Annotated in this window: 16 protein-coding genes and 1 pseudogene; 9 read left to right on the top strand and 8 right to left on the bottom strand. The window is 61.1% G+C overall.

Features of this window, described 5'->3' with window-relative positions:
- Window positions 1–70: 70 nt before the first annotated feature.
- A complete protein-coding gene (locus BUC24_RS22990; RefSeq protein ID WP_073222514.1) occupies window positions 71–982 on the top strand; it encodes an NAD(P)-dependent oxidoreductase in 912 nt (303 codons plus the stop codon).
- 4 nt (window positions 983–986) lie between these two features.
- On the opposite strand, the gene BUC24_RS22985 is transcribed toward BUC24_RS22990, so the two are convergent.
- Complete coding sequence (locus BUC24_RS22985) at window positions 987–2,180, bottom strand: M20 aminoacylase family protein (RefSeq protein WP_073222448.1); 1,194 nt, start codon at window positions 2,178–2,180, stop codon at window positions 987–989.
- A gap of 148 nt (window positions 2,181–2,328) precedes the next feature.
- Between BUC24_RS22985 and BUC24_RS22980 the strand changes: the two genes are divergently transcribed.
- The 5 genes and pseudogenes from BUC24_RS22980 to BUC24_RS27585 all read left to right on the top strand — a co-directional run.
- On the top strand, window positions 2,329–4,407 hold the full coding sequence (locus tag BUC24_RS22980) for a molybdopterin-containing oxidoreductase family protein (protein ID WP_073222446.1): 2,079 nt from the start codon (window positions 2,329–2,331) through the stop codon (window positions 4,405–4,407).
- Window positions 4,408–4,417: 10 nt separating this feature from the next.
- Window positions 4,418–5,503, top strand: coding sequence for an aminopeptidase (locus tag BUC24_RS22975; protein WP_073222444.1), 1,086 nt, complete (start codon window positions 4,418–4,420; stop codon window positions 5,501–5,503).
- Window positions 5,504–5,684: 181 nt separating this feature from the next.
- Window positions 5,685–7,367: a long-chain fatty acid--CoA ligase gene (locus BUC24_RS22970; RefSeq protein WP_073222442.1), complete on the top strand. Its 1,683-nt coding sequence runs from the start codon at window positions 5,685–5,687 to the stop codon at window positions 7,365–7,367.
- A gap of 75 nt (window positions 7,368–7,442) precedes the next feature.
- Window positions 7,443–9,125: a long-chain fatty acid--CoA ligase gene (locus BUC24_RS22965; RefSeq protein ID WP_073222440.1), complete on the top strand. Its 1,683-nt coding sequence runs from the start codon at window positions 7,443–7,445 to the stop codon at window positions 9,123–9,125.
- Window positions 9,126–9,267: 142 nt separating this feature from the next.
- Window positions 9,268–9,360: pseudogene (locus BUC24_RS27585) on the top strand (acyl-CoA synthetase); the annotation flags it as partial.
- 119 nt (window positions 9,361–9,479) lie between these two features.
- On the opposite strand, the gene BUC24_RS22960 reads toward BUC24_RS27585, so the two are convergent.
- Both BUC24_RS22960 and BUC24_RS22955 read right to left on the bottom strand, forming a co-directional pair.
- Window positions 9,480–11,021: an alkaline phosphatase D family protein gene (locus BUC24_RS22960; RefSeq protein WP_073222438.1), complete on the bottom strand. Its 1,542-nt coding sequence runs from the start codon at window positions 11,019–11,021 to the stop codon at window positions 9,480–9,482.
- A gap of 9 nt (window positions 11,022–11,030) precedes the next feature.
- Window positions 11,031–11,468: an acyl-CoA thioesterase gene (locus BUC24_RS22955; RefSeq protein WP_073222437.1), complete on the bottom strand. Its 438-nt coding sequence runs from the start codon at window positions 11,466–11,468 to the stop codon at window positions 11,031–11,033.
- A 61-nt stretch (window positions 11,469–11,529) separates the two neighbouring features.
- On the opposite strand from BUC24_RS22955, the gene BUC24_RS22950 reads away from it, so the two are divergent.
- On the top strand, window positions 11,530–13,371 hold the full coding sequence (locus BUC24_RS22950) for an ABCB family ABC transporter ATP-binding protein/permease (protein ID WP_073222435.1): 1,842 nt from the start codon (window positions 11,530–11,532) through the stop codon (window positions 13,369–13,371).
- A gap of 7 nt (window positions 13,372–13,378) precedes the next feature.
- Here the strand turns inward: BUC24_RS22950 and BUC24_RS22945 are convergent, their stop codons facing one another.
- Together BUC24_RS22945 and BUC24_RS22940 are read right to left on the bottom strand one after the other, a co-directional pair.
- Window positions 13,379–14,785 (bottom strand): DUF3999 family protein, encoded by a 1,407-nt coding sequence (locus BUC24_RS22945; protein WP_083599106.1) that lies wholly within the window; start codon window positions 14,783–14,785, stop codon window positions 13,379–13,381.
- Window positions 14,786–17,998 carry a DUF2339 domain-containing protein gene (locus tag BUC24_RS22940; protein ID WP_229448573.1) on the bottom strand — a complete coding sequence of 1,071 codons (3,213 nt, stop codon included), beginning with the start codon at window positions 17,996–17,998 and terminating at the stop codon, window positions 14,786–14,788.
- A gap of 138 nt (window positions 17,999–18,136) precedes the next feature.
- On the opposite strand from BUC24_RS22940, the gene BUC24_RS22935 reads away from it, so the two are divergent.
- A complete protein-coding gene (locus tag BUC24_RS22935; RefSeq protein ID WP_073222432.1) occupies window positions 18,137–19,795 on the top strand; it encodes a GGDEF domain-containing protein in 1,659 nt (552 codons plus the stop codon).
- 5 nt (window positions 19,796–19,800) lie between these two features.
- On the opposite strand, the gene BUC24_RS22930 is transcribed toward BUC24_RS22935, so the two are convergent.
- The 3 genes from BUC24_RS22930 to BUC24_RS22920 all read right to left on the bottom strand — a co-directional run bounded on the left by BUC24_RS22930 (window position 19,801) and on the right by BUC24_RS22920 (window position 23,550).
- Window positions 19,801–20,868, bottom strand: coding sequence for a type II asparaginase (locus tag BUC24_RS22930; protein WP_143167630.1), 1,068 nt, complete (start codon window positions 20,866–20,868; stop codon window positions 19,801–19,803).
- Between the two features lie 47 nt (window positions 20,869–20,915).
- Window positions 20,916–22,199 (bottom strand): metal-dependent hydrolase family protein, encoded by a 1,284-nt coding sequence (locus BUC24_RS22925; RefSeq protein WP_073222428.1) that lies wholly within the window; start codon window positions 22,197–22,199, stop codon window positions 20,916–20,918.
- Window positions 22,200–22,296: 97 nt separating this feature from the next.
- Window positions 22,297–23,550, bottom strand: a complete 1,254-nt coding sequence (locus tag BUC24_RS22920) for a dicarboxylate/amino acid:cation symporter (RefSeq protein ID WP_073222426.1) — start codon at window positions 23,548–23,550, stop codon at window positions 22,297–22,299.
- A gap of 171 nt (window positions 23,551–23,721) precedes the next feature.
- Here BUC24_RS22920 and BUC24_RS22915 point away from each other — a divergent pair, with 171 nt between their 5' ends.
- On the top strand, window positions 23,722–24,447 hold the full coding sequence (locus BUC24_RS22915; protein WP_073222425.1) for an amino acid ABC transporter ATP-binding protein: 726 nt from the start codon (window positions 23,722–23,724) through the stop codon (window positions 24,445–24,447).
- The last annotated feature ends 8 nt before the right edge of the window (window positions 24,448–24,455 follow it).

Below are 24,455 nucleotides of genomic sequence, written 5' to 3'. Positions count from 1 at the left end.
TCCTTATTTTGCGTGATAAATTAGTGTTCAATTACATTGTAGCCAGCTTCTTAAAATGACCACCGCACACATGACAGACAGCCCGCCCACGCTTGCGTTCCTTGGAATCGGTTTGATGGGGCGGCCGATGTGTTTACGCTTGCTGGCGGCAGGTTTTTCAGTGCGCGCTTTCAATCGCACACCATCCAAAGCCGAAGCGCTTGCTGCCCATGGCGCCACCGCGCACGGCAGCGTGGACGAGGCAGTGGGCGGTGCCAGTGTGGTGATCTCCATGCTCGAGTCCGGCGCCGTGGTCGACGCCGTGATGACACAAGCCCTACCGTCATTGCAGCGTGGCGCCTTGTGGATTGACATGAGTTCCACGCAGCAGGGCGAGGCGCTGCGCTTTCATGCGCGCTTGCAAAAGCAGGGATGCAGTTTTATCGACGCACCTGTCTCGGGCGGGGTGGCGGGAGCCGAAGCCGGATCGCTGGCGATCATGGCCGGCGGCACCATCGGCGATTTCGCGCGCGCCGAAGCCATCTTGAACGCGATGGGACGGCCGACCCTGGTGGGGCCGGCAGGCAGTGGCCAGGTGGCCAAACTGTGCAATCAACTGATCGTCGGTGGCACGCTCAATATCGTGGCCGAAGCCTTGCTGCTGGCGCAAGCCGCTGGTGCCGATCCGACCGCGGTGCGGGCCGCCATCCGCGGCGGCTTCGCCGAAAGCCGCATCCTGGAGATGCATGGTCAGCGCATGCTTGACCGTAACTTCATGCCGGGTGGCCAGGTCAAAAGCCAGTTGAAGGATTTGCGCAATGTGCTGGTCGCGGCTGCGGACGCAGGTGTGGTGCTGCCCGTTACCGCCCTGGTGGCGGATGCCTACGCCAGCATCGAAGGCGAGTATCCGCGTGCCGACCACGCAGCGGCCCTGCTGGCGTTGGAGCGGCGTAACCCCGGGCAGCGGCTGGGCAGTGCCCCGGACCAGCTGCCGCAGAAATAAAAACTCAAGCCAGCGGCAAACTCATTTCTGCCAGGCGCACCCAGTAACTGGCGCCAATCGGCAGCAGACTGTCATTGAAGTCGTAGCTGGCGTTGTGCAACTGGCAGGGCCCCAGGCCATGTCCGCCAGCGCGGTGATCGCCTTCGCCATTGCCAATAAAAACGTAGCAGCCCGGCTTTTCTTGCAGCATGTAGGCAAAATCTTCCGCGCCCATGGTCGGCTCGGTATTGTCATCGACCTTGTCGGCGCCAGCCACGGCCTTCATGGCTTCAATCGCGAACGCGGTTTCCTTGGGGTGATTGATCAGCGGCGGATAGTTGCGCTTGAAGGTGAAGTCGACCGTGGCGCGGTAGCCCGCCGCAGTGCTGGCGGCAATTTCTTCCATGCGGCTTTCAATCAAGTCCAGCACTTCGGTGGTGAAGGTGCGGACAGTCCCGATCAGCACAGCTTCGTCGGGAATCACATTGGTCGCGCTGCCCGCATGAATTTGCGTGATCGACAGCACTGCCGTGTCGAGTGGATTTTTTTCGCGCGAAATGATGGTTTGCCAGGCCTGCGCAATTTGCACGGCCACCATGACCGGGTCGATACTGCGGTGCGGCTGGGCGGCATGCCCCCCTTTGCCTTTCACGACGACGCGGAATTCGTTACTCGACGCCATCATCGGCCCCGCGACGACGCCGAAGCTTCCCATTTCCAGGCCCGGCCAGTTATGCATGCCGTACACCGCGTCCATGGGGAACTGGGTGAACAAGCCATCGTCCATCATGCGCCGTGCGCCCCCACCGCCTTCTTCGGCGGGCTGGAAGATCAGGTAGACGGTGCCATCGAAGTTGCGGTGGGTGGCCAGGTGGTGCGCCGCACCCAGCAGCATGGCCGTGTGGCCATCATGGCCGCAGGCGTGCATCTTGCCCGGGTGGCGCGACGCGTGCTCAAAATGATTGATTTCTTGCATGGGCAGCGCGTCCATATCGGCGCGCAAGCCGATGGCGCGCTTGGAACTGCCGTTCTTGATGATGCCAACCACGCCGGTCAGGCCCAGCCCGCGTACGATGGGAATACCCCATTCGGTCAGGCGGGCAGCGACCACATCGGCAGTGCGTTGTTCTTCGTAACAGAGTTCCGGATGGGCATGCAGATCGCGCCGGATCTGCTGCAATTCGGCCTGGAAGGCGATGATCGGTTCAACGAGTTTCATGATTTCTCCACTGCGAATTTCGTATTCTTATATTAATTCAAACGCCGGGACATTGTAGCCGCTCTGCCATTTCCGCAGGGGTGGCAGATCTTCCTGCCCGGAATCGTTTACAGTATCGTCTTCGACCCCTGTTTTGCTGGATTTCCCCATGACGACCACCCAAGTACGGGCCACTTGCCCGCACGACTGTCCCGATACCTGCGCGTTGCTCATCACCGTGGAGGACGGCGTCGCCACCGAGGTCAAGGGAGATCCGGATCATCCCACCACCGCGGGCGTGCTTTGCACCAAGGTGTCGCGCTACACGGAGCGCACCTACCACCCGGACCGCCTGCTGTACCCGATGCGGCGCCTGGGCAACAAGGGCGAAGGCAAGTTTGAACGCATCAGCTGGGACCAGGCCATTGATGAAATCGCCACCCGTCTGAGCGCCATTGCCGCAAAGAATCCTCAAGCCATATTGCCGTACAGCTACGCCGGCACCATGGGCCTGGTCCAGGGCGAGTCGATTTCGGCGCGTTTCTTCCACCATTTGGGCGCCTCGCTGCTTGATCGCACCATTTGCGCCACGGCCGGCTTCACCGGATATAAATACACGATCGGCGCCACCATTGGCACCGACCTGGAGCAATTCCAGAATTCCAAGCTGATCATTATCTGGGGCGGCAACCCGATCGCATCCAATCTGCACTTCTGGATGCGCGCGCAGGAAGCCAAGCGCAACGGCGCCAAGTTGATTGCCATCGACCCTTATCGTTCGCTGACGGCAGAAAAATGCCATCAGCACATTGCATTGCTGCCCGGTACGGATGCGGCCCTCGCGCTCGGCCTGATGCAGGTGCTCATCAGCGAGAACCTGATTGACGAAGACTATATTGCCCGGTACACCCTGGGCTTTGATCAACTCAAGCAGCGCGCCGCCGAATGGGCGCCCGAGCGCACCGCCCAAGTGTGCGGCATCACCGTGGATGAAGTGGTCAACCTGGCACGCGAGTATGGCCAGATGGCCCGGCGCGGCGAACCGGTTGCCATCCGCACCAACTACGGCGTGCAGCGCGTCGCTGGAGGCGGCATGGCGGTGCGCAACATTACCTGTCTGCCCGCGCTGGTAGGCGCCTGGCGCCACCCGGCCGGCGGCGTGCAGCTGTCTTCGTCCGGCTCCTTCCCCGTCAACAGTGCGGCCCTGCAGCGCCCGGACTTGCTCAAGAACGGCGCGCGGACGATCAACATGACCACCATCGGTGACGACTTGCTCAAGAACGCCTCGCCCGAGTTCGGCCCGAAAATCGAAGCGGTGATTGTCTACAACTCGAATCCCGTGGCAATTGCCCCTGACTCGCCCAAGGTGATGCAAGGTTTCGCGCGTGATGATTTGTTCACGGTCGTGCTCGAGCATTTCCAGACAGACACCGCCGATTACGCCGACATTCTGCTGCCCGCCACCACCCAGCTCGAACACGTGGATGCGCACAAGGCCTATGGCCATTTGTACATGATGGCCAACAACGCCGCCATCGCACCGCTGGGCGAAGCCAAACCGAACACAGAGATTTTCCGCCTGATCGCCGCGCGCATGGGCTTTACCGATCCCATCTTCCAGGAAAGCGATGACGAAATCGCGGCCCAGGCTTTCGATGCCCGCCACGCGCGCGCAATCAATGTGGATTGGGAATCGTTGAAACGCAAGGGTTGGCAAAAACTGAGCATGCCTGACGCGCCGTTTGCCGAGGGTAATTTCCCTACCCCTTCGGGCAAATGCGAGTTTTACTCCGCCAGCATGCTGGCCGATGGGCTCGATCCGTTGCCAACTTACATCCCGCCGCGTGAATCGGTTGCTTCCAATCCCGTATTGGCAGCAAAATACCCTCTGGCAATGATTTCGCCGCCGGCCCGCAATTTCCTGAACTCCAGCTTTGTCAATGTGACCAGCCTGCGTTCCACCGAAGGCGAACCGCGGCTTGATATCCATCCGGATGACTGTGCCACGCGTGGCATTGTCGATGGCGAGATGGTGCGCATCTTCAACGACCGCGGCAGCTTCGTCTGCAAGGCCCGCGTGACCACCAAGGCGCGTGCCGGTCTGGTGGTGGGTCTGTCGGTGTGGTGGAAGAAGCTGGCGACCGATGGAAAGAATGCCAATGAAGTGACCAGCCAGGCGCTGACCGATATGGGCCGTGCGCCCACGTTTTACGATACGCTGGTGCAGGTAGAAAAACTGCACGCATAAGGAGCAACACATGAAGGTCAGCCGCGCCGCCAAACATTTACTGCTGGCGCTGGCGGCGGCCGCCATGCTTGCCAGTTGTTCTAGCCTTAATTACTACGCCCAGGCCGCCCACGGCCAACTGTCGCTGCTGAACGATGCCCGTCCCATCGAAGACTGGCTGAGCGACGAGCACACCGACGCCAAACTCAAACTGCGCCTGGCCACCGCGCGCCAGATCCGCACCTTTGCCGTGCAGGAGCTGGGCCTGCCAGACAATAAAAGCTACCGTAATTACGCTGCGCTCAAGCGTCCCTTCGTGCTGTGGAATGTGGTGGCGGCGCCCGAGCTGTCGCTCAAGCCAGTTCAGTGGTGCTTTCCGGTAGCCGGCTGCGTCAGCTACAAGGGTTATTACAGCAAGGACGAGGCGGTCGCCTTTGCGCGCTCCCTGCGCGAGGAAGGCATGGATGTGCAGGTGGGCGGCGTGCCGGCCTATTCCACGCTGGGCTGGTTCAACGACCCGCTGGTATCGACCTTCATCAATTATCCCGATGCGGAACTGGCGCGGCTGCTGTTCCATGAACTGTCGCACCAGGTAGTGTATGTGCAGGGCGACTCGCAATTCAACGAATCCTTTGCCAGTGCGGTGGAAGAAGCCGGTGTCGAGCGCTGGCTGGCTGAATTCGGCAACCCGGCCATGCACGAGAATTTTTTGCGTTTCTCCGCGCGCAAAAAGCAATTCTTGGCTTTGCTGATGGATTGCCGGCGCGAACTTGAACGCGTATATACATCGCAAGTGCCCGATGCTGACAAGCGGGCCGCCAAGGCGCGACTGTTCAAGAAGCTGCAGGACGACTATCAGGTGCTCAAGACCAGCTGGGGCGGCTACGCTGGTTACGACCGTTTCTTTGCCGAGCCACTGTCGAACGCCCATCTGGCCGCCGTGGCCACTTACAACGAGTTCATTCCCGCCTTCCGCGCACTGCTGGCGCGCGAGAAAACCTTCCCCCGCTTTTACGCCGCCGCCCGCGCCCTGGCCGAGCTGGACAAGGAAGAGCGGCATCGGCGCTTGCAAGCCCTGGCGGCCAGTGCCGAGGCTGTTGCCGTGATGCATCAATGACAATCCGATAGAGCCCTTGCTCAAATACCAGCAAAACCTCTTGCATCCCACGCTTCTGCCCGATAGCATCACAAGAGCTGTTATAAAGCGCACGCTCGGTCTTTTTTAGTGCGAAAAAATAAATACCGACTGGCACAAGCCAGATCCAATAACGATAATGAACAGAGACAGAGGGCACACGATGGACAAAATTTGGCTGAAATCGTATCCACCAAACATGCCGGCGGAGATCGATCCCGACCAGTACGGCTCACTCGTCCAGCTGCTGGAAGAGTCCTTCACCAAATTCGCGGACCGCAATGCGTACGTTTGCATGGACAAGTTCCTCACTTACAAGGAACTGGACATCTACTCGAAGCAGATGGCCGCCTGGCTGCAAAGCCGGGGCCTGAAAAAAGGCGCCCGCGTCGCCGTCATGATGCCCAACGTGCTGCAGTACCCGATTGCCATTGCCGCCATCCTGCGTGCCGGCTTCACCGTCGTCAACGTCAATCCCCTCTACACCCCGCGCGAACTCGAACACCAGCTCAATGACTCCGGCAGCGAAGCGATCATCGTGCTGGAGAACTTTGCCACCACCCTGGAACAAGTGCTGACCAAAACTGGCATCAAGCACATCGTCGTGGCCAATATGGGCGAAATGCTGGGCGGCCTGAAAGGCGTGATCGTCAATTTCGTGGTCCGCAATGTCAAGAAGCTGGTGCCACCGTTCTCGCTGCCGAACGCGGTGCGCTTCAAGGAAGTGCTGTCGATGGGCACGCGCATGACCTTCACCCCGGTCAAGGCCAGCGCCACCGATGTCGCCTTCCTGCAGTACACGGGCGGCACCACGGGCGTGTCCAAGGGCGCCACCCTGACCCACCGCAACGTGATCGCCAACGTGCTGCAAAGCGAAGCCTGGTCGCAGCCAGCCATGGCGCAGGCGCCGCATGTGGACCAGATCACCATTGTCTGCGCGCTGCCGCTGTATCACATCTTTGCGCTGACAGCGTGCGCCATGTGGGGCACCCGCGTGGGTGCGCTTAACATCCTGATCCCGAACCCGCGCGATATCCCGGGCTTCATCAAGGAGCTGACCAAGTACAAGATCAACATGCTGCCAGCCGTGAACACGCTGTACAACGCGCTGCTCAATCACCCTGACATTGTCAACGTCGATTTCTCGGGCCTGAAGATTTCCAACGGCGGTGGCATGGCCGTGCAGCAGGCCGTCAACGACAAATGGAAGGCGCGCACCGGCACCTGCATCATCGAAGGCTACGGCCTGTCCGAAACTTCGCCAGTGGCCACCTGCAACCGCGCCGACCTGACCGAATTCTCGGGCACCATCGGCCTGCCGGTGCCATCGACCGACATCGCCATCCTGGACGACGACGGCAATCCTGTCGCGCTGGGCGAATCGGGCGAAATCGCGATCCGCGGCCCGCAAGTCATGGCTGGCTACTGGAACCGTCCGGACGAAACGGCCAAGGTCATGACGCCGGACGGCTTCTTCAAGTCGGGCGACGTCGGTATCATGGACGCCAACGGCTACGTCAAGATCGTCGACCGCAAGAAAGACATGATCCTGGTATCAGGCTTTAACGTATATCCGAACGAACTTGAAGGCGTGATCGCGCTGCACCCGGGCGTGCTGGAATGCGCCGTGATCGGCGTGCCTGACGAGCATTCCGGCGAAGCCGTGAAGGTCTTCGTGGTGCGCAAGGATCCGAACCTGACCAGCGAACAGCTGATGGAATACTGCAAACAGCAGTTCACCGGCTACAAAAAACCGAAGTACATCGAGTTCCGCACCGAACTGCCGAAGACCAACGTCGGCAAGATCCTGCGCCGAGTGCTGCGAGACGAAAAAAAGGCTGCCTGACGGGCAGTGACGCCAAAGGCCGCTCTGACAGGGCGGCTTTTGCGTCTGAATGAATAACAACTAGCGAGGGACAAGATGGACAAGTTTTGGCTGAAATCGTATCAAGAAGGCGTACCTGCGGAAATCGACTACACGCAGTACCGGTCGCTGACCCAATTGCTTGAAGAGGCTTTCAAGAAGTACTCGGACCGCAAGGCCTACGCCTGCATGGACAAGTCCATCACCTACGGCGAGCTCGATACGATGTCGGCCCAAATGGGTGCATGGCTGCAGTCGCGCGGCATGAAACAGGGCGCGCGCGTGGCCATCATGATGCCCAACATTCTGCAATACCCGGTCGCGATGGCGGCCGTCATGCGTGCCGGTTTTGTGGTCGTCAACGTCAATCCGCTGTACACCCCGCGCGAACTGCAGCACCAGCTGACCGACTCCGGCGCCGAAGCGATCATCGTGCTGGAGAACTTTGCCACCACCGTGGAACAGGTTCTGCCGAAGACCCAGGTCAAGCACGTCATCGTGGCTAACATGGGCGATCTGCTGGGCTTCGTCAAGGGAACCATCGTCAATCTGGTGGTCCGCAAGGTCAAGAAAATGGTGCCGGAATTTTCGCTGCCAAACGCGATCGCCTTCAACAAGGTGCTGGCCGAAGGCACACGCCTGACACTCAAGCCGGTCACCCTGGGTCATGACGACATCGCCTTCCTGCAGTACACGGGCGGCACCACGGGTGTATCCAAGGGCGCGGTTCTGCTGCACCGTAACGTGATCGCCAACGTGCTGCAGAACGAAGCCTGGCTGCAGCCAACCTTGAACACGCTGCCGAAGGACCAGCAACTGGTCTTCATTTGCGCGCTGCCGCTGTATCACATCTATTCGCTGACGGTTTGCGCGCTGATGGCCACGCGCCTGGGCGGCATGAATGTGCTGATTCCAAATCCGCGCGACATCCCTGGCTTCGTCAAGGAGATGGGCAAATACCGCGTCAACATTTTCCCGGCCGTGAACACGCTGTACAACGGCTTGATGAACAATCCCGACTTCGCCAACGTCGATTTTTCGGGCCTGAAAATTTGCAACGGCGGCGGCATGTCCGTGCAGCAGGCAGTGGCAGACAAGTGGCTCAAGCTGACCGGCACCCCGATCATCGAAGGCTATGGTTTGTCCGAGACCTCGCCGGTGGCCACCGCCAACCGCTGCGACATCAAGGAATTTACCGGCATGATTGGCCTGCCGTATCCATCGACCGAAATCCGCATCCTCGACGACGATGGCAAGGAAGTGCCGCTGGGCGAACGTGGCGAGATTGCCATTCGCGGTCCGCAGGTCATGGCCGGCTACTGGCAGCGCGACGACGAAACGGCGCAGGCAATCACTGCTGACGGCTTCTTCAAGACTGGCGACGTGGGCATCATGGATGAACGCGGCTACACCAAGATCGTCGACCGCAAGAAAGACATGATTCTGGTCTCGGGCTTTAACGTCTACCCGAACGAAGTGGAAGCGGTAATCTCGGCCCACCCTGGCGTGCTGGAATGCGCCTGTGTTGGTGTGCCGGACAAGAATTCGGGCGAGGCGGTCAAGCTGTTCGTCGTCAAGCGCGATCCGAACCTGACCGAAGACGATCTGCAGGAATACTGCAAGGCTGAACTGACCGGGTACAAAAAGCCGAAGTACATCGAGTTCCGCAAGGATCTGCCGAAGACCAACGTCGGAAAAATTCTGCGCCGCGAACTGCGCGACGAGAAGAAAGCAGCTTAAGCAAACCACCATCGCCCTCGCGGAGGCGGGGGCCCATACCACGTTGCCGAATTCGGTCACATGGTATAGGGGGCTCGCATGCGAGCCCGCCTTCGCGAGGGCGATGTGGTTCTACCCGCCTAGCAACTCGCGGGTGGAATAGCCGAAGTACATCGAGTTCCGCAAGGATCTGCCGAAGACCAACGTCGGCAAAATTCTGCGCCGCGAACTGCGCGACGAGAAAAAAGCAGCGTAACCCGCACCTGAAGAAACCTGCGCACTAAAACCCGTCGCCCTCGCGGAGGCGGGGGCCCATTCCACGTTGCCGAATTCGGTTACATGGTATAGGCCCCCGCCTCCGCGAGGGCGATGTGGTTAGAGTCGCTTGGCGCCCGCTACGCCATCCTCCACCACGAACGACGCGAGCGTCTGCGCGCCTGAATTCGGATCGCGCACATCATCAAGCCCGACAAACAGCGTTACCGTTTTCTTGGGCTTGACCTCCATCAGCATGAACCCGCGCTTATCACTGCGCCCATACTTCACATGCGGATTCATCTCGACATACTGCTGCGTGCGCGCCTGCGGCCGTGAGCTCGACGTCACAGACGTTCCGCAAAACTCGCTGGCAATCACCGGATTGCGCTTCGATGCAGGTCGGTCAAAATCGTTCTGCAAGTCGCTTGCATAAAACGTGTGCACATCCCCCGCCAGCACCACCGGATTGGCGGCCTTGCTGGCGCTGAGTGCCTGGAACAGCCGCGCGCGAGCCGCCGGATAACCATCCCACCCGTCATTCCAGAACCGCCCCGCGCCCGGCGCCATCACCGGCAACTGGCTCGATTGCGCCATCGGCGTTTGCTGCGCCAGGATATTCCAGCGCGCCGGTGACGTCTTCAAACCATCGTTCAGCCAAGCTTCCTGCGCCGCACCCAACATGCTGCGGTGCGGATCCGCCAGGGCCTTGCAGGCGCGCGTGATGGAACTCGATCCACCGCGATTTTTGGGCGGGCAGGCATGCGTGGCACGGTACTGGCGATCGTCCAGCACATGAAAGCGTGCCAGCCGTCCCCAGTCATAGCGCTGATAGATTCGCATCTCGCCAAACGCATTCGCACGTGGCACCGCCAGGCGCACGGGCATGTGCTCATAGAACGCCTGATAGGCAGCCGCGCGCCGCGCCGCAAAGTCGACAGCAAGCCGCTCATCCACATCGCGTGCATAGTCGTTGGCGACTTCGTGATCGTCCCACGTCACGATCCATGGCGCAGCAAGGTGCGCCGCCTGCAAACGCGGGTCGCTCTTGTACTGAGCATAACGCGCACGGTACTGCGCCAGCGTGAACGATTCATCCACGCGCAAGGCGCGCTCCGGGTGCTGCAAACTGTACGGTCCCCACTCGTAAATGTAATCGCCCAAAAACGCCACAAGGTCTGGCGCAGCTTGCGCGATATGCCGGTGCGCGCCATAGCTGCCAAACTCCCAGTGCTGGCACGAGGCCACGGCCAGTTTGAGCACATCCGGCATCTCGTCCGCAGCAGGGGCCGTTCGCGTACGGCCGACCGGGCTCACGGCATCGCCCAGCATAAAGCGATACCAATACCAGCGCCCCGGTGCCAGGCCCTTCACATCCACGTGCACGCTATGCGCGAGCGACGGCAGCGCTTGCGCGCTACCCTTGGCGGCGATGCGGGCGAAGGCCTGGTCGTGCGCCACTTCCCAGCGCACGCTGTAGGCAAGGGGAAGTATCGACGCGTTCAGCGGATCGGTAAGGATCCGCGTCCACAGCACCACCGAATCAGGCAGGGGCGAACCGGAGGCGACGCCAAGACGGAACGGGTCATCTGCGGTGCGCGCGCCCGCTGGGGCAATCAGGCAGCCGGCGGCAGCGCCCAGCAAAAAATCGCGGCGCTGCATGTGCCGGAATCAGGAAACGAGCGACTCGAGTGGCGGCAGCTGGCGCGGCTTGCGGTCGTCACCGGTGGCCACATAGGTCAGCGTCGCTTCGGTGACCTTGACCGTATCGGCCTGCAGGCGGTTACGCTCTGCATACACTTCCACGTACACCGTGATTGACGTGTTGCCGACCTTGACCACGTCCGCGTAAAACGACAGCAGATCGCCCACGAACACCGGATTTTTGAACAGGAAGGAATTCACCGCGATGGTGGCGACGCGGCCGTTGGCGCGGCGGGTGGCCGGCAAGGAGCCGGCAATGTCGACCTGGGCCATGATCCAGCCGCCAAACACGTCGCCATACACATTGGCGTCGGACGGTGCGGGCATCACCCTCAGTTGCGGCATCTTGCCGGCAGGAAGGCCGGTTTTGACTGGGGTAGGGCTGGCATTTTCGGGCGTGGTCATCTTGAAATCTCGTGAAGGGCTACAATCCTCAGGATTGAACCATAAATCCCCGAGCTCTGCCATGCGCCGAAATGCCACTTCACCGCCAGTCCCTGTTACCGACCCCAAAGCGGTGGTCCGCAGTGACTGGGCTGTCATCCAAACCTTGTTCCCCTACCTGTGGGTCTACAAATGGCGGGTGATCGCCGCCATGGGCGCGCTGATCGGCGCCAAGCTGGCCAACGTGGGCGTGCCGGTCGTGCTGAAAAAACTCATCGACCAGATGACGATCGACCCGGGCAACCCGAAAGCCTTGCTGGTTTTGCCACTCGGCGCGCTCGTCGCCTATGGCTTGCTGCGTTTGTCCACCACCGTATTTACCGAGTTGCGCGAATTCTTGTTTGCGCGGGTCACTCAGCGCGCGGTGCGCACCATTGCGCTGCAAGTGTTTCGCCACCTGCACGCGCTGTCGCTGCGCTTTCACCTGAACCGCCAGACCGGCGGCATGACGCGCGATATCGAGCGCGGCACCCGCGGCGTCAGCTCCCTCATTTCGTACACCCTGTTTAACATCTTGCCGACACTGGTCGAGATCACGCTGGTGCTGGGCTACCTGGTAACGCATTACGACATCTGGTTCACCGCCATCACGGCGGTGGCGCTGGTGAGCTACATTACTTTCACGGTCCTGGTGACAGACTGGCGCACCCACTTCCGCCGCACCATGAACGATCTTGATTCGAAGGCCAACACCAAGGCCATCGACTCGCTGATCAACTATGAAACCGTCAAGTACTTCGGTAACGAAGACTACGAAGCGAAGCGTTACGACGAAGGCCTGCAAAGCTACGAGAACGCCGCCGTGCGCTCGCAGACATCGCTGTCCATCCTGAATACGGGGCAGTCGCTGATCATCGCCACCGCCGTGACCCTGATCCTGTGGCGCGCCACGGCCGGTGTGATCGCCGGCACCATGACGCTGGGTGATCTGGTGCTGGTCAACGCCTTCATGATCCAGCTTTACATTCCGCTCAATTTCCTGGGCGTGATCTACCGCGAAATCAAACAAAGCCTGGCCGACATGGAGCGTCTGTTCTCGCTGCTGGACCAGAACCGCGAAGTGGCCGATGGCGCGGATGCAAAGCCGTTGGTCACACACGGCGCCAAGGTCGCCTTCAGCAAAGTTAACTTCAGCTACGAAGCCAAGCGCCAGATCCTGTTCGATGTCGACTTCACCATTGCGGCCGGGACCACCACTGCCGTGGTGGGGCACAGCGGCTCAGGCAAATCAACGCTGTCACGCCTGCTGTTCCGTTTTTATGATGTCAATGACGGCAGCATCACCATTGACGGTCAGGACCTGCGCAATGTGACGCAGGAGTCGCTGCGCGGCGCGATCGGCATCGTGCCCCAGGATACGGTGCTGTTCAACGACACCATCGAATACAACATCGCCTATGGCAAACCGGGCGCAACGCATGACGATATCGTGGCTGCCGCGCGCGCCGCGTCGATCCACGATTTCATCGAGAGTCTGCCGGACGGGTACAAAACCATGGTGGGTGAACGCGGCCTGAAACTGTCGGGCGGCGAGAAGCAGCGGGTGGCGATTGCCCGTACGCTGCTGAAAAATCCAGCGATACTCATCTTCGACGAGGCGACATCCGCACTCGACTCAAAAGCCGAGCAGGCGATCCAGGGGCAGTTGAAGGAAATCGCCAAGAACCGCACCACGCTGGTGATCGCGCACCGCCTCTCAACGGTGGCAGATGCGCAGCAGATCCTGGTGCTCGATCACGGACGCATTGTCGAACGTGGCACACATCAGGTGCTGCTGGCTGCCAACGGCCTGTATGCGCAGATGTGGGAGCGCCAGCAGGCGCGCAAGGATGAAGAGCTGGCATCGCCCGTGGCCGTGGAATAAAGCTTTTTCAGTCGCCAGGATTGTTCTTCATCTGGCTCAGCAAGCGCCACGCCATAAAGCCCAGCACGCCCACGCCCAGCAACAGCACCGACCACAGGGCGATGATGCGCAAGCGCGCCCCGCCTTCGGCTTCATCGACGCCGACCACCACTGGCGTGTGTCGATAGTTACCCGGCACTGCTTGTTCCAGGGTTTGCAGTTCCTTCGCCGAGAAGCCGGGCGCCACCTGGGCGATGTCACGCTGGCCCGGCGTTGCCTTGGCGCGGCCGAAGTGCAGCGTGTAAGGCGGTGCTCCGCTGGCCATGAAGACCAGCGAACTCGGTTCCCACAACAAGGTCATCTGCGGACGCGCGGTGATCTGCTCTTGCGGCCGCACCGCCCACTGCTGGACGTGCACATCATCAAACGTAATTTCATTGGCCGTGCGCTGCTCGCCATTCTGATTGATTTTGTAGAAGGTGGCCTGGCGCCGGGCGCCGAACGCGAGCTGATTATCGACCGGACGCTTCACGTGCACCCCGATCAGGGCGGGCATCACGATATTCTCTTCGGCGAATTCAAAGCGCATGCGGCGCACCGGGATGGCGACGTTAGCGTCGTAGACCAGTTCATTGGGAATCAAGCCTGCGTGCGGCGCCAGGGTCACGCTGTCGAGGGCTGGGGCGACATCGTCCGATGCGGGCGACTCCGCCACGATGCTGGTGAACTGTACCGGCTTGCCCTGGCGTAGCGAGATGCGCGCGTAGCGCACCTTGCGCGCCTCGAATTCCATGCGGTTGGTCTGCAGCGTGTCCAGATTGCTGTTGCGTAGCCGGCTCAGATGCGCGTAGCTCACCGTCTCCCAGCTCTGCAAATCCTCGCTTACTTCCAGTTGCACCTGCGCGCTGTAGTTGTCCAGCCCATCCGGCAAGTTGAAGACCAGCGCATTGATCAGTTTTCCCTCGTCCCCGTTGCCTTTGCCAATATCGAGCACCAGCGTTCCGGCGCCAAGCTGCCTGCGGCGGCCACCGGCACCTTCACGCGTGGTGACCGATGTGATGGCGCCGTCAGCAGATACCTTGACTTCAATGTCGTTCTGTACGCCGGCTGCCTTGTCATCAACCGGCACCGGAAACACCTTGACCGGGAAGCGCTCTACGCTCACGCGGCGCTGCTGTGCGGGCTGTATCAGTGCAAACGGCAGCGACTTGCCGCTGCCATCAAAGATGCGCACGTCATCCAGTGCCGCGCTGCGCGACTGCAGATAAACTTCTTTCGGCAGCTTGAGCTGGACTACAGCATCGCCTTTTCTGACCTTGAGCTGAATGGCATTGGCGTAATCGCCGGGCGTGTCACTCGCTGCAGGCGCGGCGCCAGCGGCACCAGCAAACAGCAGCACAGCACCGCACAAGCCGATGGGCATCATCGTTTTCATTTATTCTCCAGAGTTGGTGCCAGCCGCTTCGGCCGCATTCGGATACGGCGCCAGGTAGCCGATCAATACCATCAGCAAACCGACGCCGACGAAGGAAACGATGCGCGCTACGCTGCCCACGCCATCCAGGTCGACCATGAACAGCTTGGCCACCACCAGCGCCAGGAAGCCGGCGCCCAGCATCCATTGTCGCCGCACGCCCTTGGCCGCCGCGCGCCACATCAGGATCAGTGCCGTTACGCTCCAGACCAGTGACAGCATCGCCTGGATGAACTGCGAATCAAACAGTTCATCGGCCTGGTAAGGCAGACCGAGCCAGTACGCGGCTGTGCGCAAGCAGATCAGGTTGAACCAGCCATAGGCCGCAATCGCGCCAGCCATGGGCAGCTTGTCCATCACCTTGCGGCGCAGCGGCGTCCAGCTCGCGCTGTCGGTCTTGAGCATGCGATAGCAGAACGCGGCCAGCAGCAAGGCCAGGCCGGTACTCAGGTCGAGCGGATTCGCCAGTGGCAGATAAGGCAACGGCGCCATGGTGCCATCCTGCGCAAGATTCCATAAGGCCATCAGCAGCAGCGACCAGGCGACCGCGCATGGCAGCAAAATCTGGCGGTACCAGACTGCGAGCGGCGCCACCGGCCAGCGCTGACTGTCGCTGCGCTTGATCAGCCATAGCACCAGCACCATCATTGCCCACGCCGGCACAAAATTGGCCCAGCTGCTGCTTGCCTCCACGCCGCCACTGGCCAGCCACTGCCCGATCCACAGTTCGCCGGTTTTCCACAGCATGATCCATGGTCCGGCCGTACGCAGTACGTGAATGGCTCTGAGCGCGATACCGTTGAACTTCCAGCCGCTTGCCGGCCATAGTTGCAACAGCCATTCGCTGGCCAGCCAGGTCGCTGCAAACGCTGCCCATGCGACTGCGCCAGGCAGTTTGTCGGCAAGGTAAAGCTGGGTCAGCGTCAGTACGGTGGTGACCACGAGCGCAACCCAGGCGCTGACGCTCATCCAGCGCAGACTGTCCCACTTGATGCGGCGACCGACCAGCGCGAACAGCACACCGGACAGCGCCGCACAGGCAGCGTATACCGCCGGCCAGACTTCCCACTTGGGCGTGAGCGTGTACACCATAGTGCCGGAAAGCGCGTCCAGAATCGGGCCGAACCACCACAGCGCGGCCCAGGCCAGCATGGGGCGCGACGCGCCGTCGGATCCCGCCACTGCCGGCATGCGCCACGTATTCCAGCTGGTGATAATGGCGGCGGCAAAGATGATCAGCGCACCAAGCAACGGCTTGTCGAACAAGTTCGGGCTGCTGGTGGTCCAGTTCCAGTTGTCCAGCACGGCGATGAACAGCGCTGCCCCTGCAATCAGTTGTGCAATCAGCGAGAAGGTGCGCGCGCGCTGCCATTGCATGCGCAGGCCGATGCCGGCCAGGATGGCGGCGGTGGCAAGGCCACTGGCGGCCAGCATGTTCGCTTGTACCGTACCTTGCTGGCGCAGCAGGATCTCGGTCCAGGCGCCGGCCATGAACCACACGCCAGCAAAGGCCAGGAACCAGCTCGATGCATGCGGGAAGGCTTGCGTGTCGCCGTCCTTGTGGCGGCGCAGCGTGGTGGCCATGAAGAAGGCCGACACGGCAAGGATCAGGAAGCCGAGCCAGAGGTTTGAATCTCTTGCCGCTTGCGGCGCCAGACCACTGACGGCGCCAATGAACGAGATCCATGCCCCGGCCTGCACCAGCATGCCGAACATGAAGGTCAGGCGCTGGCGCTGGCGCAGGGCCACCCAGGTTACGCCCGCGCCTTCCAGGGCCCAGGCGGCGGAAGTCCAGCGGCCGTCGAGCGCGAACGGTATCGCCAGCGTGCCAAAGATCACCCCCAGTGCGACGAAGGATTCGACCAGCAGCTTGAGCTGGCCGGCGCGGCGGCGCCACAACACCATGGCCAGCACAATGTAAAACACGCCGATGCCCAGCGCCGAGAAGGCATTGCCAAATTCGACATCGCGCATCAGGCCCAGTTGCAGGCCAAAGGCAGCGAGCGCTGTGCCAAACACGATGGTGGCATCCACGTAAGGCTTGTCGTCGACCTTGCGGCGCAGCGCGTACACGACCGCGATGGCCACATAGAACAGGAAGAACAGGATCAGGAACAGCTGGGTCGACAGGTAATCCGACTCGGGCGAATAGCGCAGCACACCCCAGGCAGCGCCGATCACGAAAGTAAATGCGAAGCCCAGCAGGTTGAGTGCGCGCCAGGTGCGCTTGAGCGCAATGGCCAATACGCCAGCGTTCAGCAATGCGTAATACGAGAACAGCGCTACATGGCTGCCGCTGCCGGTGGAGGTCATGATCGGCGACAGGAAGCCGCCGCTGATGCCAAATACCGCCAGCCAGACAGCATTCTGCAGCACCGCCAGCAGGCAGGTGAACGCGGTCAGCACGAACAGCAGGCCGAACGCCAGACCGGATGGAATCAGGTGATACAGGCGGAACGCACCGAAGGTGACCAGCATCAGAATCGCAAGCGCCGCCCCCTGGATCGGCAGGCTCAGATTGCGGTGCGACAGGCGCATGCGCCAGCCCCAGACCAGCAAGCCAATATCGGCCAGCACGATGCCGGCAAGGCGCAGCTCGATCGGCACGGTGACCCGCTCGGAGGCGTACTTGAGAAGGAAGCTGACGCCGATGAACAGGATCAGCAGGCCCATCTTGGCCACCAGGTTGCCGGTAAACAGCCAGTTTTTGGCGGCCACCAGCCAGGCCGGCGGGGGCGATGGCGGGCGTGGCGGGGGTGGGGGCGACGGGGGCCGCGGCGGCGCAGCGGGGCGCGCGGGAGCCGTAGCAGGGGCGGGCGGCAGCGGCGCCAGCGCTGGCTTGATAACGCTCTTCGGGACTTCAATTGGTGGCGCCGCAGGCGGCGGACGTGGCGTCGGCGCGACAACCGGCGCCGGCGGCGCAGAAGATGCGGGCGGCGCTGCGGCAACCGGGGCTGCCACCTCGGCCGGCATGCGCGGCACCGGCGCCTGGGCGGCGTTCGTCTGGGCGCCAGCCTCGGCACGCTCCCGATTCAGCAGGCGCAGCTGGCTTTCCAGCTCGTCGACACGGCGGCGCAGCCCGCGCGTGACCAGCAGCGCCGCGAGCAGGGGATAGCCAAACAGTAAACCGCCGACCAACACAATGATGAATTCCATGCCGTCCTTAGTTGTCATTTGTGAAAACTTTTGTGCGATTGTAGCAAGCAGTTCATTGCTAAGGAAAAATAGTTGGCATACCCCAAGCTTGACATCCAATCGTGCCAGGTGGAGACTTGGATATGTTGCACACAGAGAACTTTTAGCAAGGCCAGCATGGCGCAATCGATACAGCTGACGATGGGCAGCGCGACGGCAGGCAAGAGCCGCCGTCTGATTCTGATTGCCTGGCTGTTTTCCGCGATTATTGTGCTGTCGCTGGCGTTTACTTATTACGGCATTGGCCTGCTCTCGGCCGGCCGCGCTTATGTGGGCGGCGAAGGCCTGTGGTCCAAAGCGCAAAAGGACATGACATACGCGCTGGGCCGCTATGCGCGCCTGCATGACCGGCGCGACTACCAGGCCTACCTTGATTCACGCGCGGTGATCCTGGGCGACCGCCAGGCGCGCCTCGAACTGGACAAACCCAATCCCGATTTGCAGGTCGTTCGCGCCGGCTTTCTGCAGGGGCGCAATCATCCGGACGATATCGACGGCATGGTGCGCCTGGTGCGCGACTTTCGCCGGGTGCCCGACATCGAAAAGGCAATCGACATCTGGAGCCGCGCCGACGTCGAGATTGATCATCTGATCGCGCTGGCCACCCGCATCGACCAGGCGGTCCAGTCGGGTAACAGCAGCGAAGCGGCGATGCTGCCCTATCTGGATGAACTGCACACACTCAATCAGCGCCTGACGCCGCTCGAAGACGCTTTTTCGTTCACCCTTGGGGAGGCCGCGCGCAAGACCCAGCTGGTGCTGGTGGTACTGCTGTTTGCCGGCGTGGCGATGTTCCTTGGTGCGGCTTTCCTGTTCTCCACCCGCCTGGTACGCCAGAGCGAACAGATTGAAAGCGCATCACGCCAGGGCGAGATCCAGTTCCGCGGCCTGCTGCAATTTGCGCCGATGCCGATTGTGATCGTGCGGCTGGCCGACAAATCGATCCGCTTCGCCAACGAACACGCGCTGGCACAATTCAAGATGTCGACCGAGCGCATGGATACGGTGCATTCCAGCGATTTCTATGTCGATCTGGGGGATCGCGAGCGGCTGGTCGCGCATTTGCAGCATCACCAAAGTGCCAACGACTGGGAGATTCGTCTGCACGACAGCCAGGGCAAGGTGTTCTGGGCATCGATGTCTTCGCAATGCATCACTTATTATGGCGACGAGTGCGTACTGACGGCGCTGACCAATATCGACGCGCGCAAATGCGAACAGCAGGAGCTGCACCGGCGCGCCTTCCATGATGAGCTGACCGGCTTGCCGAACCGCGCCATGTTCATGGCCAGCCTGGAGCACACCTTTGCTGAAAAACGCTGCAGCGGCGGCACATTCGCATTGATGTTCCTCGATCTGGATCGCTTCAAGGTGGTCAATGACGAACTGGGGCACGCTGCCGGCGACAAGCTGCTGCAGGAAGTGGCTACACGCGTGCGCGCCAGCGCGCCAGCGGCGGACATCGTGGCGCGTCTGGGCGGTGATGAATTTGTTATTTTAGTGACGGATCAAGCGGAGCCTGAACGGCTGCAACGAACCGCGCACAACATCATGGCGGCGCTGCGCTCACCGGTATGGATCGACAAGTCGAATGTCGACATCACGGCCAGCATCGGCATCAGCTGCTATCCGCGCGACGGCGACAACTTGATGGACATGATGAAAAGCGCCGATCTGGCCATGTACCGCGCCAAGGAGCAAGGGCGCGACAACTTCCAGTGGTACGGCGAGGCTGGCAGTGCTGCCGAACCTCGCTTTGCAACGCAATCGCTCTGAGTGAATCAGTAGCTGTAGAACATGCGCTGAATTTCCTTGCTGTTGTTGGTCTTCGTCAGCGCCAGCATCAGCAGAATGCGCGCCTTCTGCGGGTTGAGGGTGTCGGCCACCACAAAATCGAGTTCATCGTCATTGGCTTCGCCATTGCGCGCCAGGATGCCCTGGCCCACACGGCTGGCGCGCACCACGATGGCGCCCTTGGCACGCGCCGCCTTCAGCGCCGGCACCACCTTGGCAGCCAGGCTGCCATCACCCACACCGGCGTGAATGATGCCCTTGGCGCCGGCGGCCATGAAGGCGTCCACCGCGACCGGGCCAACGTTGGCGTAGCCGTACACAATCTCCACATTGGGCAGCGATTGCAGTGCGCTGATGTCGAATTCCGACTCGGTGGTGTGCTTGCGCACCGGCTGGCGATAGAAAAAGGCCTTGCTGCCCTGGATGTAGCCAAGCAGGCCCAGTTCGGGGGTGCGGAACGAATCCAGGGTCGAGGTATTGACCTTGGTGACATCGCGCGCAGCCTGAATCTGGTCATTCAGCGCGACCAGCACGCCTTTGCCTGCAGCTTCCGGACTGGCGGCCAGCAGCACCGCGTTGTACAGGTTGATCGGACCATCGGCCGACAGCGCGGTCGACGGGCGCATGGCGCCGACCAGCACCACCGGCTTGCGGCTCTTGACCACCAGGTTCAGGAAGTAAGCGGTTTCTTCCAGCGTATCGGTACCGTGGGTGATGACAATGCCATCGACGTTTGGCTGCGCCAGCAGTGTGTTGACCCGCTTGCCCAGCGTTAGCCAGTGTTCATTGGTCATGTTCTCGCTGGCGATCTGGAACACTTGTTCGCCACTGACGTTGGCCACCTTGGCCAGTTCCGGCACTGCCTGGATCAGCCGTTGCACGCTGACGGTGGCGGCGGTGTAACCCACGGTGGTGGTGCTGGTGGCGCCCGTGCCGGCAATGGTGCCGCCGGTTGCCAGCACCGTCACGTTGGCCAGCTTGGGTGCGGCCGAATCCGCGTGTGCGCTGGTAGCGACGGCAAACAGCAGTACGAGCGGCGCGAACAACGCGAACATCTTTTGCGCGGGGTGTTGGTAGTGCATGCGTTTCTCCTGGTATGACGTTATGGTTTTTTGTAGACGACGCCGTCTTTCATCACAAACTGCATCTGCTGCAGAATTGTAATGTCGCGCAGCGGATCGCCGCTGACCGCGACGATATCGGCCGCGTAGCCGGGTTCAATCGAACCTAGCCGGCCGGATTGATCGAGCAGGCTGGCCGCATTGAGCGTGGCCGCGCGGATGGCTTCGAGCGGCGGCATGCCCGCTTCAACCATGTACGCGAACTCTTTGGCGTTGTCACCGTGCGGGAAGACGCCGGCATCGGTACCGAACGCGATCTTCACGCCGGCCTTGTAAGCGCGGCTGAATGTGGCCTGAATCTGCGGCCCGATGGCCGCTGCCTTGGGGCGTACCAGCGGCGAATAATACTCGGGGTCCTTGGACTTGTCGGCCACATAGCGACCCGCAGTCATGGTTGGCACGTACCAGGCGCCTGTTTTCTTGAACAGGGCAATGGCTTCGTCATCCATGAGCGTGCCGTGTTCGATCGAGTCGACCCCGGCGCGCAAAGCGCGCTTGATGCCTTCGGTGCCGTGCGCGTGTGCCGCGACCCGGAAGCCATAATCCTTGGCGGTGCTGACGATGGCACGCAGCTCGTCTTCGGTGTACTGCGAGTTCTGGCCGCTGCGCGCCTGACTTAACACGCCGCCGGTGGCGGTAACCTTGATCAGGTCAGCGCCTTCCTTGTAGCGCGCGCGCACGGCCTGGCGGCCTTCTTCGGCACTGTTGACCACGCCTTCGTTGGGACCCGGGTTACCCAGGGCGCGGCCAAAGCGGGCCGACAGGCTGTTGGTCGGGTCGGCATGGCCGCCCGTGGTTGCAATCGATTTCCCGGCGGTGAACATGCGCGGACCAGGTACGGCGCCACTGTCGATGGCGCGCTTGAGCGCGACGTTCAATCCGTCGCTGGCGCCCAGGTCGCGTACCGTGGTAAAGCCGGCTTTGAGCGTACGCTCGGCCAGGGACACGGATCGGTATGCATAATCGGCCGGATTAAGCGTAAGCGTGTCGCGCAGCGCATCGACCTGCTTTTGCGTTTCGCCGGTCAGGTGTACATGCATGTCGATGAAGCCCGGCATGCAGGCATGCTGCGACAGGTCGATATGGTCCGGCCCGGCGCGCATCGGCTCGATCGCCTTGATCTTGCCATCCTCAATCTGAATGCTCACTTTGTCGCGCCAGGTGCCCGCCCTCACGTCCAGCAAGCGGCCGCAATCGACAGTTTGAACCGCTGCTTGCACACTGCTTGCTACGAGCAGAAGACACAGGGCGGAAAGCTTTTGCATGAGGAGCTCCGGTAGGTGTGGTGGAAAACGAGGATACACGAATTACCATAAAAAAAGGCCTCCCAGAAACGGAAAGCCTTTTTTACGCAAACCTGGATCAGGTCAGTGGCGCAGTGGATGGATCCTTGCTTGGATCGCTCAACTCACCTTCCCATTTTGCGACCACGGCAGTGGCAATGCCGTTGCCGATGACGTTGGTCGCAGAGCGTGCCATATCCAGGAAATGGTCTATTCCGAGCAGCAAGACCATGCCCGCTGCAGGTATGCCGAACTGGTCCAGGGTGGCAGCAATCACCACCAGCGAGGCGCGCGGCACGCCGGCCATGCCTTTGGAGGTCAGCATCAACACCAGCATCATTGTCATCTGGGTGCCGAGCGACATTTCAATACCGTAGGCCTGGGCGATGAAGATGGTAGCAAAGGTGCAATACATCATCGAGCCATCCAGATTGAAGGAATAACCGACCGGCAGCACAAAGGCGGCAATGCGGTTCTTCACGCCAAAGCGTTCCAGACCCTCGAGCGTTTTCGGGAAAGCCGCTTCGGACGATGCGGTTGAAAACGCCAGAATGGTCGGTTCGCGCAAAATGCGCAGCAGGGCAAACACGCGCGGGCCCAGGAACAGGAAACCGGCGATGGTCAGCACGATCCACAGCACGATAATGGCGAAATAGAATTCGGCCATGAAAATGCCGTAGGTCGACAGTACTTGCATGCCGCTCTTGGCGATGATGGCGGTAACCGCGGCAAACACGGCGATCGGTGCGAAGTTCATCACGTAGCCCGTCACCTTGAGCATCACGTGGGCGACGCCGTCAATGGCTTCAATCATCGGGTTGGCGCGCTGGCCGACGGCAGCGGCAGCGGTACCAAAGAAGATCGAGAACACGACGATTTGCAAAATCTCGTTTTTGGCCATGCCGTCCACGATCGACGATGGCACCAGGTGTGTGACAAAGTCTTTCAGCGACAGGCTCGATTTGGCCAGGTCATTGACCGCGGTGGGGTCGAGGAATTTTTCCATGCCCAGACCTGGCTTGAACAGATTCACCATGATCAGACCGAGCGACAACGAGATGAATGAGGCAATCACGAACCAGCCCAGGGCCTTGACCCCGACCCGCCCGACTTCTTTCGCGTCACCCATTTTGGCAATGCCCACCACCAGGGTCGAGAACACCAGCGGCGCAATGATCATCTTGATCAGGCGAAGGAACAGCGTGGTGATCAGGCCCATGTACTCGGCGAAGGCTTTGGGATCGGCCAGCGTGATGTTGGCGACATAGCCAGCAACGATGCCGAGTATCAAGCCCGCGATGATGTAGATGGTCAGGCGGTTGCGTTTATTCATGTGCTGCATCCTGTAATTGGGTCGATCCGTGCGTTCTCGGGCAAAATTGGTGTATTTTGTGAGCAGACAAGCCGAATGGGTGATGAAACTTCTGGCAAGTTCCGCAGTATCCTAGGCACTGCTAGTGCTGTCAAGCTCGCTACGGCGCCAATAAATCCGACAAAAAACAACATGATCGAACTAAAGAACGTCAGTAAATCGTATGGCGCATTTCAAGTGCTCACGGACTGCAGCACCAGGGTGGACAAGGGCGATGTGGTGGTCATTTGCGGGCCTTCCGGCTCGGGCAAGTCAACCCTGATCAAGACCGTCAACGGGCTCGAACCGTTTCAGGCGGGCGAAGTGCGGGTCGATGGCGTGTCCGTCGGCGACCCGCGCACCGACCTGTCGCGGCTACGGGCGCGCATCGGCATGGTGTTCCAGAATTTCGAGCTGTTCCCCCATCTGTCTGTACGCGAAAACCTGACCCTGGGCCAGACCAAGGTGCTGGGCCGCAGCCTGGACGAAGCCACGGCCAAGGGCTTGCAATACCTGGACCGGGTCGGCCTGCTGGCGCAGCAGGATAAGTTTCCCAGCCAGCTGTCGGGCGGCCAGCAGCAGCGCGTGGCCATCGCGCGCGCGCTGGCGATGGACCCGATTGCCATGCTGTTCGACGAGCCCACCTCCGCGCTGGACCCGGAAATGATCACCGAGGTGCTGGATGTGATGGTCGGCCTGGCGCAAGAGGGCATGACCATGATGGTCGTCACCCACGAGATGGGGTTTGCGCGCAAGGTGGCCGACCGTATTGTTTTCATGGACCATGGCCGCATCGTCGAAGATACGCCGACCCAGGACTTCTTCAGCGCGCCCAAATCCGAGCGCGCGCGCGAGTTCCTGGCCAAGATCATTCACTGACCGGCGCT

The sequence above is a fragment of the Massilia sp. CF038 genome, from assembly GCF_900129765.1.
GTDB lineage: Bacteria > Pseudomonadota > Gammaproteobacteria > Burkholderiales > Burkholderiaceae_D > Telluria_A.
Note: the sequence above shows the minus strand (reverse complement) of the source record. Positions and strands in the feature narration are given on the sequence as shown.